We start from the raw sequence: 14008 nt of genomic DNA, 5'->3' as shown, positions 1-14008 counted from the left end.
TTTCATGATTGCCTCACACGGAAAACGAACTGCCGCAGCCACAGGTGCTCTGCGCATTGGGGTTGTGAATGACGAAGCGCGAACCTTCCAGACCGTCTTCGTAGTCGACGCGCGCGCCGGGCAGGTATTGCTGGCTCATCGAATCGACCAGCAGCGTGACGCCGTCCGTGACGATCTGCACGTCGTCGTCCGCCACCTGGTCGTCGAACGCGAAGCTGTACTGGAAGCCCGAACAGCCGCCGCCGGACACGTACAGCCGCAGCTTCAGGTTGGGATTGCCTTCTTCCTCGATCAGCGAGGCCACTTTCGCAGCAGCCTGAGGCGTGAATTCGAGTAGGCCGGGCATGACGCCGGGTGTGGCGGAAGCCGATTGGGTGAGCGTTTCCATGGAGGTTCCTCTCAGGCTTGAATGGACTCACTTCGGGTTAGACGAGCAGGTCGGTTGCTCGGCGAGTTACAGGTCGTCGGCTGCTGCGCCTCGAATCGTCTGGCGCGAGCGAAAGTCAGACACGGCCGCCTTGATCGCGTCCTCGGCGCGAGAATCGAGCAGTGGATCTCGACCGGCGGCAATGGCGGTTCCTCGACGATCTGATGCGTGCACAACGTCCCCGAACGCATGCCGCACTCGTGGACGCCGCCGTGCATTTGGCACGCGATCCGCATGCGCGTCCGGAGCCCCACGAGGTCCAGACAATCTCGTGCGGGTCCCCGTTGACGAGCGAGCTGACCTGCTCGCGGGCCAGTTCCACCGCTTCTTCGCCGACCCAGCCATAGGCATGCGAACGGCTGGCGGGATTGCCGTACATCTCGGTCAGGTAAGGCAGCATGCGTCTGATCACGCGCGGATGGAGGCCGGTACTCACGCGTTGGAAATCCGACATCGCAGGCTCCTGAAAGCGGGGTAATGCGACCTTCAGGGCAACTTCCATGCCAATGGATTTTCACGCTCTAGTGGCCTCTTTCAACTGGGCCGCTGTTGTTTCGCTGTTGTTTTTGTGTCGATGCGCCCGACGAGTGAGGATTGCCGCCGTTCTTTTTGTCGGATTTGTCGTTACGCGCGCGGGATTGACACGCGCGATGGCTGAATCGTCAGGCGTAGAAATGCGCTTACTTCAAACGCTGTGTCTTTGCGTCGATCGTGCGCCTTGCGCTGGTACATCGAAAGCGCGCAGCGCACGAAGGGGAAGTCAACGGTGAGCATTCAGGCAAGCGTTGGACGGCGTCTACGAGGTGAGCAAGACGCTGGTTTCGTCGCTCGATGTGGCGAAAGCCTTCCGCGAGTCCCTGAACTATCTTGTGCAGACGATGGAGTGGCGGCGCGCCTTTGTGGTGCTGGCCGAACCGGACGGGCAACTGCGCGGCCTGAGCGCTACGGGTGTTTCGCGTGACGAGCAGCAGCGGACGGTTACACGTTCGCGACATCGCAAGCCGGGGAAGCCGGAGGGTGAACGCGAACGATTGATCTGGTTTGTGCGGGTCCATCTCGCTGGTTCAGAACATGCTGTCCGGATCGTGTGAGATTTGTCGCAACACCGACACGACGCAACGAGATTGTAGGGATACGTCGCGCGCCGGGATCAAACAGAACTGCGAAATATATCCTAACCCGTTGATTCCTGGCGTTCTTGTCGAGTGGCATGGATCTGGCTCTATGGCTTGCGCGCGGCCGCCGTTGGTTGCGAGGAGATATCCATGCAAGCGAGTTCAAATGCGAGCGACTTGCCCGCAGCGGCCTATATCAGCATCGGGCAGATTAAACCGCTCGGCGTGAAGATCGAAGACCCGTCCACCGGTGGCGGCTGCGGCACGCACGGTGGCGAGGGTAAGGCCAGCTGCGGCGCGTCGGATAGTCTCGACGACATGCCGCCGGACATCTGGGAGAAGGTCAAGAATCACCCATGCTACTCGGAAGAAGCCCATCATCACTATGCGCGCATGCATGTGGCGGTGGCGCCGGCTTGCAACGTCCAGTGCAACTACTGCAACCGCAAATACGACTGCGCGAACGAGTCGCGTCCCGGCGTGGTCTCTCAGAAGCTAACGCCGCAACAGGCAGTGAAGAAGGTCGTGGCGGTCGCAAGCGAGATTCCACAGATGACGGTGCTTGGCATCGCCGGTCCCGGTGATTCGCTGGCGAGCCCGAAGAAGACCTTCGAGACGTTCCGGATGCTGCAGGAACAGGCGCCGGACATCAAGCTGTGCCTGTCGACCAATGGCCTGGCGTTGCCCGACCTCGTGGACGAAATCTGCAAGTACAACATCGACCACGTGACAATCACTATCAACATGGTCGACCCGGCGGTGGGCGAGAAAATCTATCCGTGGATTTTCTGGAAGCACAAGCGCGTGACCGGTTACGAAGCAGCCCGCATCCTTCATGACCGGCAGATGAAGGGTCTCGAGATGCTCACCGCACGCGGCGTGCTGACCAAGATCAACTCGGTGCTGATTCCTGGCATCAACGAGGAGCACCTGATCGAGGTCAACCGCGACGTCAAGAAACGCGGCGCGTTCCTGCATAACATCATGCCGCTGATTTCGGAGCCCGAGCACGGCACTCACTTTGGCCTGAGCGGCCAGCGCGGACCGACTGCGCAGGAACTCAAGGCCGTGCAGGACGCCTGCATGGGCGGCGCCAACCTGATGCGTCATTGCCGCCAGTGCCGCGCGGATGCGGTTGGCCTGCTGGGCGAGGACCGCAGCGAGGATTTCACGCTCGACAAGATCGAGCAGATGGAAGTGGTCTACGACCTCGACCGCCGCCGTGAATACCAGCAGCGCGTCGAAGCCGAGCGTCAGGCGCAGCACGACGCGAAGCAGGAAGCGCTGGCTGTCTCTCGTGAGATCGACGTCGCCGACGACATGAAGGTGCTGGCCGCGGTCGCAACGAAGGGCGGCGGCCGGGTCAACGAGCACTTCGGCCACGTCACGGAGTTTCAGATCTTCGAGGTCTCGGCGGCCGAAGCGCTGTTCGTCGGCCATCGCCGGGTGGACCTGTATTGCCGGGGCGGTTACGGCGACGACGAGCAACTACCGTCGGTCGTGCGCGCGCTCCACGACTGCCACGCAGTGCTGGTCGCGAAGATCGGCGCCTGCCCGAAAGACGAACTGGCGCAGGCGGGCATCGAGCCGGTCGATCAGTACGTCGGCGAATTTATCGAAACAGCGGTGCTTGCCTGGTTCAACGACTACCGCAGTCGCATCGCCAGCGGCGCCATCGTGCACCGGGACCGCGGCGATGCTTCGATCCGCCAGGGTGCTTACACCTCGTCAGCCTCAGCGGCGTGACACCCCCACACCCTTCCAGACAGGACAACAGGAGAGCCTCCATGCCTCTGAAGATTATTGCGTCCACCTGTACGGGATGCTCGGCCTGCGAACCGGAATGCCCCAATGTCGCGATCAGCGACAAAGGCGGCGTGTTCGCGATCGACCCCAAGAAATGCACCGAATGCGAAGGCCACTTCGACGACCCGCAGTGCGTCGCCGTGTGTCCCGTGGACGGCTGCATCGTTCAGGTTTGAGTCTGGCTCGTGGCCGGGCCGGCCATTCATCCATCAGGAGACTACGCATCATGCTGTCCAACGTAACTGTTACGAGCGCCGCCGAGAAGTTCATGCGTCGTATCGTGCGCTTTTCGGGCCTGCCGGCTGGCGCCGGCTTTCGTCTGGTGGTGAGCGCCGGCGGCTGTTCCGGCTATACCGCGAAATTCACCGCCGAGCCGGCGCTGCAACCAGGCGAACAGGAACTCGACATCAACGGCCTGCGCGTATTCCTGCCGGCTGAGAGCCGGCTGATGCTCGAAGGCATAACGATCGATTTCGCCGACACGCCAACCCAGTCCGGCCTGATCTTCTTCAATCCGAACCAGGCCGCTTGTGGTTGCAGCAGCAGTGCGGAGTCGGCGCCGCCGGGCGTGGCGACCATCGATGTCAGCGCGATTGGCCGCGGGCGGCCGCCGCTGCCGCGTCAGATCTCCTGAAGAGGAGCGATGGCGATGGAGTCCGGCGACCGTGCCCTCGACGACGTAATGACCGCGTTTGCGCAGAGCGCGATTGGCGGCGGCTTGCCGTCGGGCGTCAATGCATTGATCGCCGAGGCGGGTCGGTTGCGCGAGCGCCCCGACGAGGCGCTCGCGCTGTTGCAACGCGCCCGCGCCGCCGCGCCGCGCCATCCGGTGCCGTTGATCGCGCTGTACCGCTTTTACTTCTACGGCCATCAATTGGCGCAGGCGCGTGCGATCGGCGAAGACGCGCTGGCGGTCGCCCGCACCGCGCTGGGCTCAGATTTCGGCGACGAACCGCTTGCGGCCGCGATCGTGACCACGCGTTATGACGCGGCCGCGCGTTTTTATCTGTTCACGCTGAAGGGCCTCGCGTACCTCAACATGCGTCTCGGCGACTTTGAAGAAGCGCGCATGCTACTGCGCGAATTGCGCCGGCTCGATCCCGAAGACCGGGTGGGGGGCGCGCTGCTCTCGCAAGTCTTGGATCGTCATGAGACCGGCGTCGGGTCCGACGATGTAATGAATGCGCTGAGTGCGTATCCGACGCGCGGCTGGACGGGGACGCAACCATGAGCGTACAGAACGTGCGCGAAGAGGTGCGCGCGCTCGCGCGGCAGCGCCGGCAGTCGGGCGAGGTCGCTAACCTGATGACCACCGGACAGACGCAACGATCAGCAGGAGTGAAGCATGGCTGACATCAACCGCGACGACGACCTGATCGAGGTCGCGTTTCCCCCGCGCTTCAACTACGGCGAGCGCGTGATCGCACGCGCGGTGATCCGCAACGACGGCACCTACAACGGCAAGGACATCGGCGAAGTGCTGGTGAACAAGGGCGAGATCGGCTACGTCACCAACATCGACACCTTCCTTCAGCAGTTCTATATCTACGCGGTGTATTTCGTCGAGAGCGGCCACCGTGTCGGCATGCGCGCGAAAGAGCTATGCACGCTCGACAACCTGCCGGACGACGTGCTGCAAGGCTTGGGCGAGCGGGCCGAAGCGCTGCACAAGATCGGCACGCGGGTCCAGCCGGAAACGTCGCAACCGCAGGAGCCGTCAGCATGAGTATCGAACCGGTTCAGCCTGCTTATCAGTGGGGCATGCGCGTGATCGCGCTGGATGACCTGTGCAACGACGGCAGCTTTCCGGAGCGCGGCCAGGACGATTGTCTGGCCGAGGCGGGTACGGTCGGCGAAATCGTCAACGTCGGGCAGCTGGTTGAGAGCGGCGAGCCGGTCTATCTGGTGGAGTTCGGCAACTGTGTCGTCGGATGCACGGAGAATGAAATTGCGCCCGCACCCGCCGGCCTGCTACCCGAAGAAGGAGCCATGTCATGACGGTTCAGGCGAACGCGCCAGAAGCGGCGCCGCCGCGCGACGGTTTGCGCGCGGGCCGCCCGTTCGACCTGACCCAGCGCCAGATCGAGCAAGCGTTGCGCGAGCGTACCCGCTACCGCTATGTGCTGCCGCGCGTGCTGCGCGACGGGCAGGGGTTCCGTGTCGAGAGCCCGTGCTGCTCCCGCAATGTCGACGCGAATGGCGGGCTGATCGACATAGCCTGGCTCACGCGCGATGAAGACGGTATGTGGCACCTGAGCGCGCGCGATCATGCGTCGCACCGATGGATGCCCCAGCATGAGAGCACCGATCTGGCCGAGCTGCTGGACACGCTGTGCATCGATCGCGAATGCGTGTTCTGGCCGTGAAGCAAACTAACGGAGCCGGGCGACGATCTATCTCGACCACAACGCGACCATGCCGCCAGCCTCCGCCGTGGCAGGCGATGCTGTCCATCCTGACGGATGTGTGGGGCAACGCGTCGTCGCAGCATGCCGTCGGGCAGCAGGCGAAGGGCACGCTCGCTGCGGCCCGCGCGACGATCGCGCGAGCGCTCGATTGCAAGCCCGCAGAGTTGATCTTCGCCGGCGCAGGCACCGCGTCGGCCCGGCACCAGCTACCTGCGCTTCGGCGAGCTTCCCGCCGAGGTCGTGTTGCAGCGGTGCGGCTGTCGCTCGGCGAAATCACTACGGCGCAGGACATTGAGTACGTGCTCGCCCATCTACCGCCGTTGCTTCGTCCACTGCTGGAGGAAGCAGCGCATCCCGCTTGAAGCTGGTTTGAACCTGTCATCAATCTCCGGAGTCCGCAACCATGAAAGTCATGATCCGCAAGGACAGCAAGGGCGCGCTGAGCGCCTACGTGCCAAAGAAGGACCTGGAAGAGCCCATAGTCGCGATGGCGCAGCCCGGGATGTGGGGCGGTCTCGTCACGCTCGCGAACGGCTGGCAGCTCGAATTGCCCGCGATGGCCGACGATACGCCACTGCCCATCACGGTCGAAGCGCGGCGCATTGCTGGCGTGGAGGAGTGAGATGAGCCTCAACGCCGAGCAATTGGACTTCGCGGCGGACCTGCTCCGCACGGCACCGACGCTACGCGACGCTGCCGCGCAATGGCACGAACGTTATCCCGAGGTGCGCACAATGCATGTCAGCGCAACGGTGATGCGCGACGAGACAGCAGCGCTCCGGTTCAGTGTGCGCAGTATCTATTTCGCGATATCGGCCGGGTATTACAGGACCATCACGCAGCGCCCTGAAGAGGCCGATGCGTTGATCCTGACTGAGGACAAGGCGCATGGAAATCGATGAGATCGCGCTGAGCGAACCGGCTTGCGCGGCGCGCGAGATCGATCTCGTCAACGCGGTGCTGCAATCCTCGCGTTGGAGCGACGGGCCGATGCTTGATTCGTTCGAGCGCGCGTTTGCGGGCTGGGTTGGCCGGGAGTATGCGGTCGCGGTCGCGAGCGGCACGCTCGCCACCTGGATTGCGTTGCGCGCGACGGGGATCGGCCCGGGAGACGAGGTGGTCTGCGCGTCGCACACCTGGCATCAGGTGGCGCAGGCGATCACGCTGGCGGGAGCCGTGCCGGTGTTCGCCGACATCGACTACTGGAGTGGTTGTCTGAGCGCCGAAAAAGCCGCGCAGAAGATCGGCCCTCGCACGCGCGCGATCCTCGCCGGCAATACCAACGGCCACCCGGCCGCGTGGGCGCTGCTGCGCGAACTGGCCGACGCGCAGCGCTTGCGGCTGATCGAAGACAGTACTGAGGCGTTGGGCTCGCGCTACCGGGGCCGCAACGTCGGCTGTTTCGGCGACGTATCAGTGTTCGACTTCTCCAGCCCGTCCGCGCTGTGCACAGGAGCGGGCGGCATGCTCGTCACCGACGATGACGAACTCGTCCATGAACTGCGCTATCTGCGCGAGCGGCGCGTCACGGACCGCACGTCCGTCTCGGTCGGCTCGCGGGTGCCGCTGCAGGCCGGGATCAGTGATCTGACCGCCGCGCTCGGTCTCGCGCAACTGGCCGAACTCGACACGCGCCTCGCGCAGCGAAAGCAGGTCGAGACTTGGTATCACGAGGAGATGCAAAGCTTCGAAGGGATCAAGCCGGCCTACGTGGCCGAGGACGTCGAAGAAGTGCACTGGATGCTCTATGTTGTGCATTTGGGCAAGCGTTTTACGCAGAGCGCGCGCGCCCAGATGATCGACGACATGAAATCTTGCGGCATTGAGACGGTGGCCTACAGCCATCCGCTGCATCAGCAGTTCCACTACATGAATGCGGGCGATGCGATCGGCCGCAAGAGCGGCCTGTTGCCCGACACCGAGCGCATCGGCGATCGCGCGCTGGCGCTGCCGCTGCACACGCTACTCGACACCGACCAGGTCAAGTACATCGTCAAGACGCTGAAAGACACCGCGACCAACGTGGGCGCCGGCGCCGCCATTTATCTGTGAGGCTGCCCGACGAACCGACGCGTATGGAGGCGCGCTTTCCCGAAGAGCAGGGCATCACGTGCATCGCGATGCCGCTGGGCGGGTTCGCCGAAGCGTTGGTGGATGCCATGCAACCCGCACTGGCCGCGTGAAGCGTGGCCGCTATCCATCGTTCTTTATCCGTAGCCCTTTATCAAGATCGCCGTCATGACCACACTGACCGTACTGCCTTCGGGCAAGACCTACGGCGTTGCCGCCGGCGCGACCCTGCTGCAGGCAACTCGGCCTCGCGCTGGCGCGCGTACTGCATGCGCAGGACGTTTCCGTCGTGGTCATCGAAGCGCTCGAGCGCGAGGGCGGCCGTGCTGACGCAATGTTGCGAAGCCACGCGTCGAGATACGGGCAGATGCCCTTCGCGCGTTCCAGCAGGCTGTCGGCGGTGGCCTGATCCAGCGTGCCGGCCATCAAGACGGTGAGACTGAGTGCCATCCCGTAGGCGCCCTCGAGGTTCATATACATCGACAGCGCGATTCCCCGTTGGGCTCAGCGCAGCAGCTTGCGACGCTCGGCCGGCGAATAGTTGCTGAGGTGCCCTTCGCGCGCCGCCTGACGCCGCGCGCGGGAGATGATCGCGCGGCTCTTGCCGGGCGAGGCCGGCGCGCTGACCTGCTTGTCCAGCGCGGTGCCGCCGCATTGCGGGCAGACGGGCGTGTGGCCGGCGCGCACCAGCGTTTCGAACGCGTGGCCGCAGGCCGCGCAGCGGTAGTCGTACAGGGGCATAGTGATCAGATCTCCGTTTCAGGTGGATGGGGCGCAGCGGATCGCCCGTTGGTGCGAGCTGTGGTCCGTCATTGCGCGCTCGCTAGAACTTCATCCCGACGCCTATTCCCAGTACCAGTGGGTCGATGTCCAGCCGGCCCAACGAACTATCGCCGAGCGAGGCGTCCGTGTGCATCCAGATCTTCTTGATGTCCGCGTTGAGAAAGACGGTCTTCGTGATCTGCACGTCGACGCCAGCCTGCACCGCCGGACCGAAGCTGCTGCGTGACACCTGGATGCCTACGGGGCCCGCGCTCAGGCCGTCGTTGTAGAAGTACGTGTAGTTGACCCCCGCGCCGACATACGGTCGGATCATGCCAGCATGGTTGAAGTGATATTGCAGCAGCAGCGTCGGTGGCAGCACGTTCACGCCACCGAGATCGCCGAGGTCGGACGTCACGTGGTGCCGCGAGGTGGCGAGAATCAGCTCGATGCCGATCGCGTCGCGGATCATATAGGTCAGGTCCAACTCCGGCACGAGTGCGTTATTGACACCCACGCCGAGCGACGACAACGTGCCGCTGGTGTGTACTTCGGGCTGGATCGAGATGGCACGCAGACGCACGAGCACGTCACCGGCGTGGATCCCATCCGCCGGCACCTGGCCTGCCATCGTGCTTCCGTTCGCGCTTACGTCATCCGCGTATGCCAGCACTTCGAACAAACCGGTAGTGCACAGGCTTGCCACGATCATGACGGCCTTAATCATGTGCTTCATCGCTTTCCCCTTGTTGACGTATGCGGGGAATTGTCGACGCGCAAATCAGGGCTGCCCTTGCGCAGGATCAACCGGTCCCGATCCCGAAGTCAAGATGCGACATCGGGTCACGCGTAGGAATGTCGAGATAGCGGGAGCCTTGAGGCCTGACTATTGGCCTTCACCCGCATTGACTGGTACCCAGGATGTTTCTCGCACCCGGAGACACCGATTTCGCAGCCATTGCCGGACTGGCTGCAGCCGCCGAACGGCACGCAGATCACTCTGCTACTTCTGCGCATGCAACAAGGTCATTACGCACGACCATGGCTGCAGCGCTAGATATCTGAGCTATGCCGACCTTCTTCCCTGTTGCCGAACTCGAAGAGCTTGTCCAGCAACTGCAGAACCGCTTCGCGTTCTCGATCGACGCAGAACTTGCCATCGAAATTGATCCGCGAACCGTCAGCACCAAAACGCCTTCACCACTCGCGCGCCTCGGCTTCAACCGAGCGAGCTTCGGCGTACAGGACTTTGCGACCGACGTTCAGCAGGCTGTCAATCGCATCCAGCCACTCGATGTGGTGGAACGCGCACTCAGCGGCGCACGCGATGCGGGATTTCTCTCAATTAAGGTCGACCTGATCTACGGTTTGTCGCAGCAGACTGTCGCCTGATTTAGCCCGCGCACTGCGTCAGTGCACCGCACCCCGCCGCTTTGTTCGTCCTTGATCGACATCAATCACAAAGCTGGCCGGTTGTCGGACCATGATGCTGCGAGTGTGATGCCGCATGCGTCAAGCCAACTTCACGTCAAAAGTGCCACAACCCGGACTTAACCACTATGACAGACAGAAAAGCCTTAAGGAAACGGTCGATAGCCATCGTCACGACATTGAGCGCCTGTCTATCGGGATGTGATCTGACTGTGCTTGATCCAAAAGGGAGCGTCGGCGCGGCCGAGAAGTCGCTGATCGCCACCGCCACGTGGGCGATGCTGATCGTCGTGATCCCGGTGATCCTGCTGACGCTGTTCTTCGCGTGGCGCTACCGTGCGTCGAACCGTCACGCGATCTACGCACCCAAATGGGCGCACTCGACGGCGATCGAGATCGTCGTCTGGACTATCCCCGCCCTGATCATCCTGTACCTCGGTATCCTGACGTGGCGCACCACGCATGAGCTCGACCCGTACCGGCCGCTGCAGTCGAGCGTGAAGCCGATCGACGTCGAGGTGGTCGCGCTCGACTGGAAGTGGCTCTTCATCTACCCGGACCTCGGCATTGCGTCGGTGAACCAGCTCGCCGTGCCAGTCGATACGCCGGTGAATTTCCGGATCACGTCGGACTCGGTGATGAACTCATTCTTCATCCCGCAACTCGGCACCCAGGTGTATGCAATGGTCGGCATGCAGACCCGTCTGCACCTGATCGCGGATGCACCGGGAAATTTCGAAGGCATGTCCGCCAACTTCAGCGGCAAGGGATTCACCGACATGAAGTTCCGCACGCTCGCGACGAGCGCCACCGGCTTCGACGCATGGGTGCGGAAGGTCAAGGCTTCGCCGGACCGCCTGAGCATGGACGAATACGCCGAAGTCGCGAAGCCGAGCGAGAAGCAGTCGGTACGCTACTTCTCATCGATCGACCAGTACCTGTTCCGCAACATCGTTGCCCGATACAACAACGGCAACGTCACGGCCTTCCGCGACGCCGCCTGTCGCACGCAGACCACGGAGTAAGCCATGTTTGGAAAACTCACGCCCGGCGCGATTCCGTTCGATCAGCCGGTCATCATGGGCGCGGCCGCGTTCATGGCGCTCATCGTGCTGGCGGTCATCGTCACGCTCACGAAGCTCGGCCGCTGGAAGTGGCTCTGGACCGAGTGGCTGACAAGCGTCGATCACAAGAAGATCGGCATCATGTACATCATCGTCGCGGTGCTGATGCTCGTGCGCGGTTTTGTCGACGCCGTAATGATGCGGCTTCAGCTCGCGATCGCGTTTCACGGCCCCGGTTACCTGCCGCCGCACCACTACGACCAGATATTCACCGCGCACGGTGTCATCATGATCTTCTTCATGGCGATGGCGCTGATGGTCGGCCTCTTCAATCTTGTCGTGCCGCTGCAGATCGGCGCGCGCGACGTCGCCTTCCCGTTCCTGAATTCGCTGAGCTTCTGGATGACGGCGATCAGCGCGATCCTGATCAATCTGTCGCTCGTGATCGGCGAGTTCGCGCAGGTCGGCTGGCTCGCGTATCCACCGCTGTCGGAGCTGCAGTTCAGTCCCGGCGTCGGGGTCGACTACTACATCTGGAGTCTGCAGCTCTCCGGCGTCGGTACGCTGATTACCGCGATCAACTTCTTCGTGACGATCGTCAAGCTGCGCGCGCCCGGCATGACGCTGATGAAGATGCCGGTGTTCACGTGGACCGCGCTGTGCTCGAACGTGCTGATCATGGCAACGTTCCCGATCCTAACCGTGACGCTCGCACTGCTCGGCCTCGACCGCTACGCAGGCATGCACTTTTTCACCAATGAGCTCGGCGGCAACGCGATGCTGTACCTGAACCTGATCTGGGCGTGGGGCCACCCGGAGGTGTACATCCTCGTGCTGCCCGCGTTCGGCATCTACTCGGAAGTGATCGCGACCTTCGCGAAGAAACCGCTGTTTGGCTACAGAACGATGGTCTACGCGTCGTGCGCGATCACGGTGCTCGCATTCCTCGTGTGGGCGCACCACTTCTTCACGATGGGTTCCGGCGCGGACGTCAACGCGTTCTTCGGCATTATGACGATGGTCATCGCGATCCCCACGGGCGTGAAAGTCTTCAACTGGCTGTTCACGATGTACCGCGGTCGCATCGAGTTCACCGCACCCGTGCTGTGGACGATCGGCTTCATGGTCACGTTCACGATCGGCGGCATGACGGGCGTGATGATGGCGATCCCGGGCGCGGACTTCGTGCTGCACAACAGCCTGTTCCTGATCGCGCACTTTCACAACGCGATCATAGGCGGCGTCGTGTTCGGCTATCTCGCAGGCTTCCATTACTGGTTCCCGAAGGCGTTCGGCTTCAAGCTTAACGAGAAGCTCGGCAAGCGGGCGTTCTGGTGCTGGTTCGTCGGCTTCTACGTGTCGTTCGTGCCGCTCTACGTGCTCGGCTTCATGGGCATGACCCGGCGCCTGAATCACTACGACAACCCGACCTGGCATCCCTGGCTGTTCGTCGCCGCATGCGGCGTGGTGCTGATCGCACTCGGTGTCGTGCACCAGATCGCCCAGGTCGTCGTGAGCGTGATCCATCGCAACGAGCCGGAATACGGCGACCTGACGGGCGACCCGTGGAACGGCCGCACGCTCGAATGGGCCACCGCGTCGCCGCCCGCTGTCTACAACTTCGCGCGCATACCGGTCGTCCACCAGCTCGACGCGTTCGCGCACATGAAGGAAAGCGGCGCAGCAAATGCCGCACTGGCGCATTACGAGGACATCCACCTACCGTCGAATACCGCGGACGGGTTCCTGATCGGCGCATTCAGCATCGTGCTCGGCTTCGCCGGCGTCTGGCACATCACGTGGCTCGCCGTGCTGGCCTTCGTCGCGATCGTCGCCGCGCTGATCGCGCGTAGCTTCCGCGACGACCATGGCTACGTGATTCCGGCCTCGCGCGTGCGCGAAATCGAAGCACGACGCAGCAGCGCACCCACCCCGGCCGCCCTTGAATTACCCGAATCCGCGGAGACCTGACCCATGACGCAATCTGCATTACTCGTCCATCACGGCAGGTCGAGCGCTGACCACGGCCCAACGCCCACCGTGTTCGGCTTCTGGCTGTACCTGATGACCGACTGCATGCTGTTCGCGTCGCTGTTCGCCGTGTTCGCCGTGATGGCGCACCAGTTCGCGGGCGGCGCGTCCGGACGGGACCTGTTCGACATCCCGGGTGTTGCACTTCAAACCGGCGCGCTGCTGCTGAGCAGCACCACCTACGGCTTCGCGATGCTCGGCGCGCAGCGCCAGGGGCGTGGTGCCGTGATCGGCTGGCTCCTCGTGACGTTCGTGCTTGGCGCGCTGTTCCTCGCGTTAGAGCTGCGCGAGTTCTCGCACCTGGTCGCCGACGGTGCTGGGCCCAGTCGCAGCGCCTTCCTGTCGTCGTTCTTCACGCTGGTTGGCACCCACGGCCTGCACGTGACAGCCGGCCTCGTCTGGATGGCCGTGCTCGTCGTGCATGTCGTCCGCTCGCCTGAACTGTCCGGTCGCGACCTCACGAGTCTGACATGCCTGAGCCTCTTCTGGCACTTCCTCGACATCGTGTGGATCTGCGTGTTTTCGTTTGTCTATCTCGGGAGCATGCTCTAAATGGTCCATTCACACTCGACGTCCACGACCGCCTCGCGTGGTGACGTCGCCGGTTATATCACCGGTTTCGTGCTTGCCGTGGCGCTGACTGCTGGCTCATTCTCGATCGTCACGCAACGGTTGCTGCCGTCCGGCTCCGCGATTATGGCGCTCGCGTTGCTGGCGTTCGTGCAGATCGTCGTGCAACTGGTGACGTTCCTGCATCTCGACCTGTCGCGCGGCCAGCGCTGGAACGTGCTGGCGTTATGCTACACCGCGCTCGCCGCGCTGTTCCTGATCTTCGGCACGATCTGGGTGATGCACAATGTCAGCATGAACATGATGTCGCGCTGACTCGCCACC

21 protein-coding genes and 3 pseudogenes are annotated in these 14008 nt (G+C 63.0%); 19 read left to right on the top strand and 5 right to left on the bottom strand.

Going from position 1 to position 14008, the window contains the following annotated elements:
• Positions 1-13: 13 nt before the first annotated feature.
• Entirely contained in the window at positions 14-388 is a 375-nt protein-coding gene (erpA, locus tag OKW29_RS02380) for an iron-sulfur cluster insertion protein ErpA (protein WP_429289816.1), read from the bottom strand.
• A 292-nt stretch (positions 389-680) separates the two neighbouring features.
• Positions 681-881 (bottom strand): annotated as a pseudogene (locus OKW29_RS02375) (aminotransferase class V-fold PLP-dependent enzyme); the annotation flags it as partial.
• A gap of 331 nt (positions 882-1212) precedes the next feature.
• Here OKW29_RS02375 and OKW29_RS02370 point away from each other — a divergent pair.
• The 14 genes and pseudogenes from OKW29_RS02370 to OKW29_RS02305 all read left to right on the top strand — a co-directional run.
• Positions 1213-1401 (top strand): annotated as a pseudogene (locus tag OKW29_RS02370) (nif-specific transcriptional activator NifA); the annotation flags it as partial.
• A 291-nt stretch (positions 1402-1692) separates the two neighbouring features.
• Positions 1693-3288, top strand: a complete 1596-nt coding sequence (gene nifB, locus OKW29_RS02365; RefSeq protein ID WP_429289815.1) for a nitrogenase cofactor biosynthesis protein NifB — start codon at positions 1693-1695, stop codon at positions 3286-3288.
• 41 nt (positions 3289-3329) lie between these two features.
• Positions 3330-3524 carry a 4Fe-4S binding protein gene (locus OKW29_RS02360; RefSeq protein ID WP_090811334.1) on the top strand — a complete coding sequence of 65 codons (195 nt, stop codon included), beginning with the start codon at positions 3330-3332 and terminating at the stop codon, positions 3522-3524.
• Between the two features lie 50 nt (positions 3525-3574).
• A complete protein-coding gene (locus OKW29_RS02355) occupies positions 3575-3982 on the top strand; it encodes a HesB/IscA family protein (RefSeq protein WP_116117469.1) in 408 nt (135 codons plus the stop codon).
• 15 nt (positions 3983-3997) lie between these two features.
• Positions 3998-4579: a hypothetical protein gene (locus OKW29_RS02350; protein WP_184072317.1), complete on the top strand. Its 582-nt coding sequence runs from the start codon at positions 3998-4000 to the stop codon at positions 4577-4579.
• Complete coding sequence (locus OKW29_RS02345) at positions 4576-4701, top strand: hypothetical protein (RefSeq protein ID WP_260336622.1); 126 nt, start codon at positions 4576-4578, stop codon at positions 4699-4701. Before OKW29_RS02350 ends, OKW29_RS02345 begins: the two co-directional genes overlap by 4 nt.
• On the top strand, positions 4694-5074 hold the full coding sequence (locus OKW29_RS02340; protein WP_429289814.1) for a nitrogen fixation protein NifZ: 381 nt from the start codon (positions 4694-4696) through the stop codon (positions 5072-5074). The genes OKW29_RS02345 and OKW29_RS02340 overlap by 8 nt, the downstream gene beginning before the upstream one ends.
• Positions 5071-5346, top strand: a complete 276-nt coding sequence (locus tag OKW29_RS02335; protein WP_429289813.1) for a nitrogen fixation protein NifZ — start codon at positions 5071-5073, stop codon at positions 5344-5346. Before OKW29_RS02340 ends, OKW29_RS02335 begins: the two co-directional genes overlap by 4 nt.
• Complete coding sequence (locus OKW29_RS02330; protein WP_429289812.1) at positions 5343-5714, top strand: hypothetical protein; 372 nt, start codon at positions 5343-5345, stop codon at positions 5712-5714. The genes OKW29_RS02335 and OKW29_RS02330 overlap by 4 nt, the downstream gene beginning before the upstream one ends.
• A 77-nt stretch (positions 5715-5791) precedes the next feature.
• On the top strand, positions 5792-6118 hold the full coding sequence (locus OKW29_RS02325) for a hypothetical protein (protein WP_262413377.1): 327 nt from the start codon (positions 5792-5794) through the stop codon (positions 6116-6118).
• Positions 6119-6159: 41 nt separating this feature from the next.
• On the top strand, positions 6160-6378 hold the full coding sequence (gene nifT / locus OKW29_RS02320; RefSeq protein WP_007177241.1) for a putative nitrogen fixation protein NifT: 219 nt from the start codon (positions 6160-6162) through the stop codon (positions 6376-6378).
• A 1-nt stretch (position 6379) separates the two neighbouring features.
• Complete coding sequence (locus OKW29_RS02315) at positions 6380-6658, top strand: hypothetical protein (protein ID WP_187629744.1); 279 nt, start codon at positions 6380-6382, stop codon at positions 6656-6658.
• Positions 6645-7808, top strand: a complete 1164-nt coding sequence (locus tag OKW29_RS02310; RefSeq protein WP_429289811.1) for a DegT/DnrJ/EryC1/StrS family aminotransferase — start codon at positions 6645-6647, stop codon at positions 7806-7808. The genes OKW29_RS02315 and OKW29_RS02310 overlap by 14 nt, the downstream gene beginning before the upstream one ends.
• 2 nt (positions 7809-7810) lie before the next feature.
• Positions 7811-7939 (top strand): annotated as a pseudogene (locus tag OKW29_RS02305) (SIR2 family protein); the annotation flags it as partial.
• Between the two features lie 10 nt (positions 7940-7949).
• Here the strand turns inward: OKW29_RS02305 and OKW29_RS02300 are convergent.
• From OKW29_RS02300 to OKW29_RS02290, 3 genes are all read right to left on the bottom strand, one after another.
• Positions 7950-8306, bottom strand: coding sequence for a hypothetical protein (locus OKW29_RS02300; RefSeq protein WP_184072328.1), 357 nt, complete (start codon positions 8304-8306; stop codon positions 7950-7952).
• Between the two features lie 24 nt (positions 8307-8330).
• Positions 8331-8567, bottom strand: coding sequence for an FmdB family zinc ribbon protein (locus OKW29_RS02295; protein WP_090811320.1), 237 nt, complete (start codon positions 8565-8567; stop codon positions 8331-8333).
• 82 nt (positions 8568-8649) lie between these two features.
• A complete protein-coding gene (locus OKW29_RS02290; protein WP_184072330.1) occupies positions 8650-9324 on the bottom strand; it encodes an OmpW/AlkL family protein in 675 nt (224 codons plus the stop codon).
• A gap of 332 nt (positions 9325-9656) precedes the next feature.
• On the opposite strand from OKW29_RS02290, the gene OKW29_RS02285 reads away from it, so the two are divergent.
• The 5 genes from OKW29_RS02285 (at position 9657) to cyoD (ending at position 13999) form a co-directional block, all read left to right on the top strand.
• Positions 9657-9980 (top strand): hypothetical protein, encoded by a 324-nt coding sequence (locus OKW29_RS02285; protein ID WP_429289810.1) that lies wholly within the window; start codon positions 9657-9659, stop codon positions 9978-9980.
• A 167-nt stretch (positions 9981-10147) separates the two neighbouring features.
• Positions 10148-11044: a ubiquinol oxidase subunit II gene (cyoA, locus tag OKW29_RS02280; RefSeq protein ID WP_429289809.1), complete on the top strand. Its 897-nt coding sequence runs from the start codon at positions 10148-10150 to the stop codon at positions 11042-11044.
• A 3-nt stretch (positions 11045-11047) separates the two neighbouring features.
• Complete coding sequence (gene cyoB / locus OKW29_RS02275; protein ID WP_429289808.1) at positions 11048-13054, top strand: cytochrome o ubiquinol oxidase subunit I; 2007 nt, start codon at positions 11048-11050, stop codon at positions 13052-13054.
• Between the two features lie 3 nt (positions 13055-13057).
• Positions 13058-13666 (top strand): cytochrome o ubiquinol oxidase subunit III, encoded by a 609-nt coding sequence (gene cyoC / locus OKW29_RS02270; protein ID WP_184072334.1) that lies wholly within the window; start codon positions 13058-13060, stop codon positions 13664-13666.
• Positions 13667-13999, top strand: a complete 333-nt coding sequence (gene cyoD, locus OKW29_RS02265; protein ID WP_121325257.1) for a cytochrome o ubiquinol oxidase subunit IV — start codon at positions 13667-13669, stop codon at positions 13997-13999.
• Positions 14000-14008 lie beyond the last annotated feature (9 nt).

It is taken from the genome of Paraburkholderia sp. CI3 (assembly GCF_050436505.1).
GTDB classification, from domain to species: Bacteria; Pseudomonadota; Gammaproteobacteria; order Burkholderiales; family Burkholderiaceae; genus Paraburkholderia; species Paraburkholderia tuberum.
This window is presented reverse-complemented; position numbering and strand designations above follow the sequence as displayed.

Coding starts and splice junctions, on each gene's coding strand:
- OKW29_RS02310 (WP_429289811.1), top strand. CDS start 6,645: ATGGAAATCGATGAGATCGCGCTGAGCGAACCGGCTTGCGCGGCGCGC.
- erpA (WP_429289816.1), bottom strand. CDS start 388: ATGGAAACGCTCACCCAATCGGCTTCCGCCACACCCGGCGTCATGCCC.
- OKW29_RS02350 (WP_184072317.1), top strand. CDS start 3,998: ATGGAGTCCGGCGACCGTGCCCTCGACGACGTAATGACCGCGTTTGCG.
- nifT (WP_007177241.1), top strand. CDS start 6,160: ATGAAAGTCATGATCCGCAAGGACAGCAAGGGCGCGCTGAGCGCCTAC.
- OKW29_RS02330 (WP_429289812.1), top strand. CDS start 5,343: ATGACGGTTCAGGCGAACGCGCCAGAAGCGGCGCCGCCGCGCGACGGT.
- cyoB (WP_429289808.1), top strand. CDS start 11,048: ATGTTTGGAAAACTCACGCCCGGCGCGATTCCGTTCGATCAGCCGGTC.
- nifB (WP_429289815.1), top strand. CDS start 1,693: ATGCAAGCGAGTTCAAATGCGAGCGACTTGCCCGCAGCGGCCTATATC.
- OKW29_RS02335 (WP_429289813.1), top strand. CDS start 5,071: ATGAGTATCGAACCGGTTCAGCCTGCTTATCAGTGGGGCATGCGCGTG.
- OKW29_RS02325 (WP_262413377.1), top strand. CDS start 5,792: ATGCTGTCCATCCTGACGGATGTGTGGGGCAACGCGTCGTCGCAGCAT.
- OKW29_RS02315 (WP_187629744.1), top strand. CDS start 6,380: ATGAGCCTCAACGCCGAGCAATTGGACTTCGCGGCGGACCTGCTCCGC.
- cyoD (WP_121325257.1), top strand. CDS start 13,667: ATGGTCCATTCACACTCGACGTCCACGACCGCCTCGCGTGGTGACGTC.
- cyoC (WP_184072334.1), top strand. CDS start 13,058: ATGACGCAATCTGCATTACTCGTCCATCACGGCAGGTCGAGCGCTGAC.
- cyoA (WP_429289809.1), top strand. CDS start 10,148: ATGACAGACAGAAAAGCCTTAAGGAAACGGTCGATAGCCATCGTCACG.
- OKW29_RS02285 (WP_429289810.1), top strand. CDS start 9,657: ATGCCGACCTTCTTCCCTGTTGCCGAACTCGAAGAGCTTGTCCAGCAA.
- OKW29_RS02300 (WP_184072328.1), bottom strand. CDS start 8,306: ATGTATATGAACCTCGAGGGCGCCTACGGGATGGCACTCAGTCTCACC.
- OKW29_RS02340 (WP_429289814.1), top strand. CDS start 4,694: ATGGCTGACATCAACCGCGACGACGACCTGATCGAGGTCGCGTTTCCC.
- OKW29_RS02345 (WP_260336622.1), top strand. CDS start 4,576: ATGAGCGTACAGAACGTGCGCGAAGAGGTGCGCGCGCTCGCGCGGCAG.
- OKW29_RS02355 (WP_116117469.1), top strand. CDS start 3,575: ATGCTGTCCAACGTAACTGTTACGAGCGCCGCCGAGAAGTTCATGCGT.
- OKW29_RS02290 (WP_184072330.1), bottom strand. CDS start 9,324: ATGAAGCACATGATTAAGGCCGTCATGATCGTGGCAAGCCTGTGCACT.
- OKW29_RS02295 (WP_090811320.1), bottom strand. CDS start 8,567: ATGCCCCTGTACGACTACCGCTGCGCGGCCTGCGGCCACGCGTTCGAA.
- OKW29_RS02360 (WP_090811334.1), top strand. CDS start 3,330: ATGCCTCTGAAGATTATTGCGTCCACCTGTACGGGATGCTCGGCCTGC.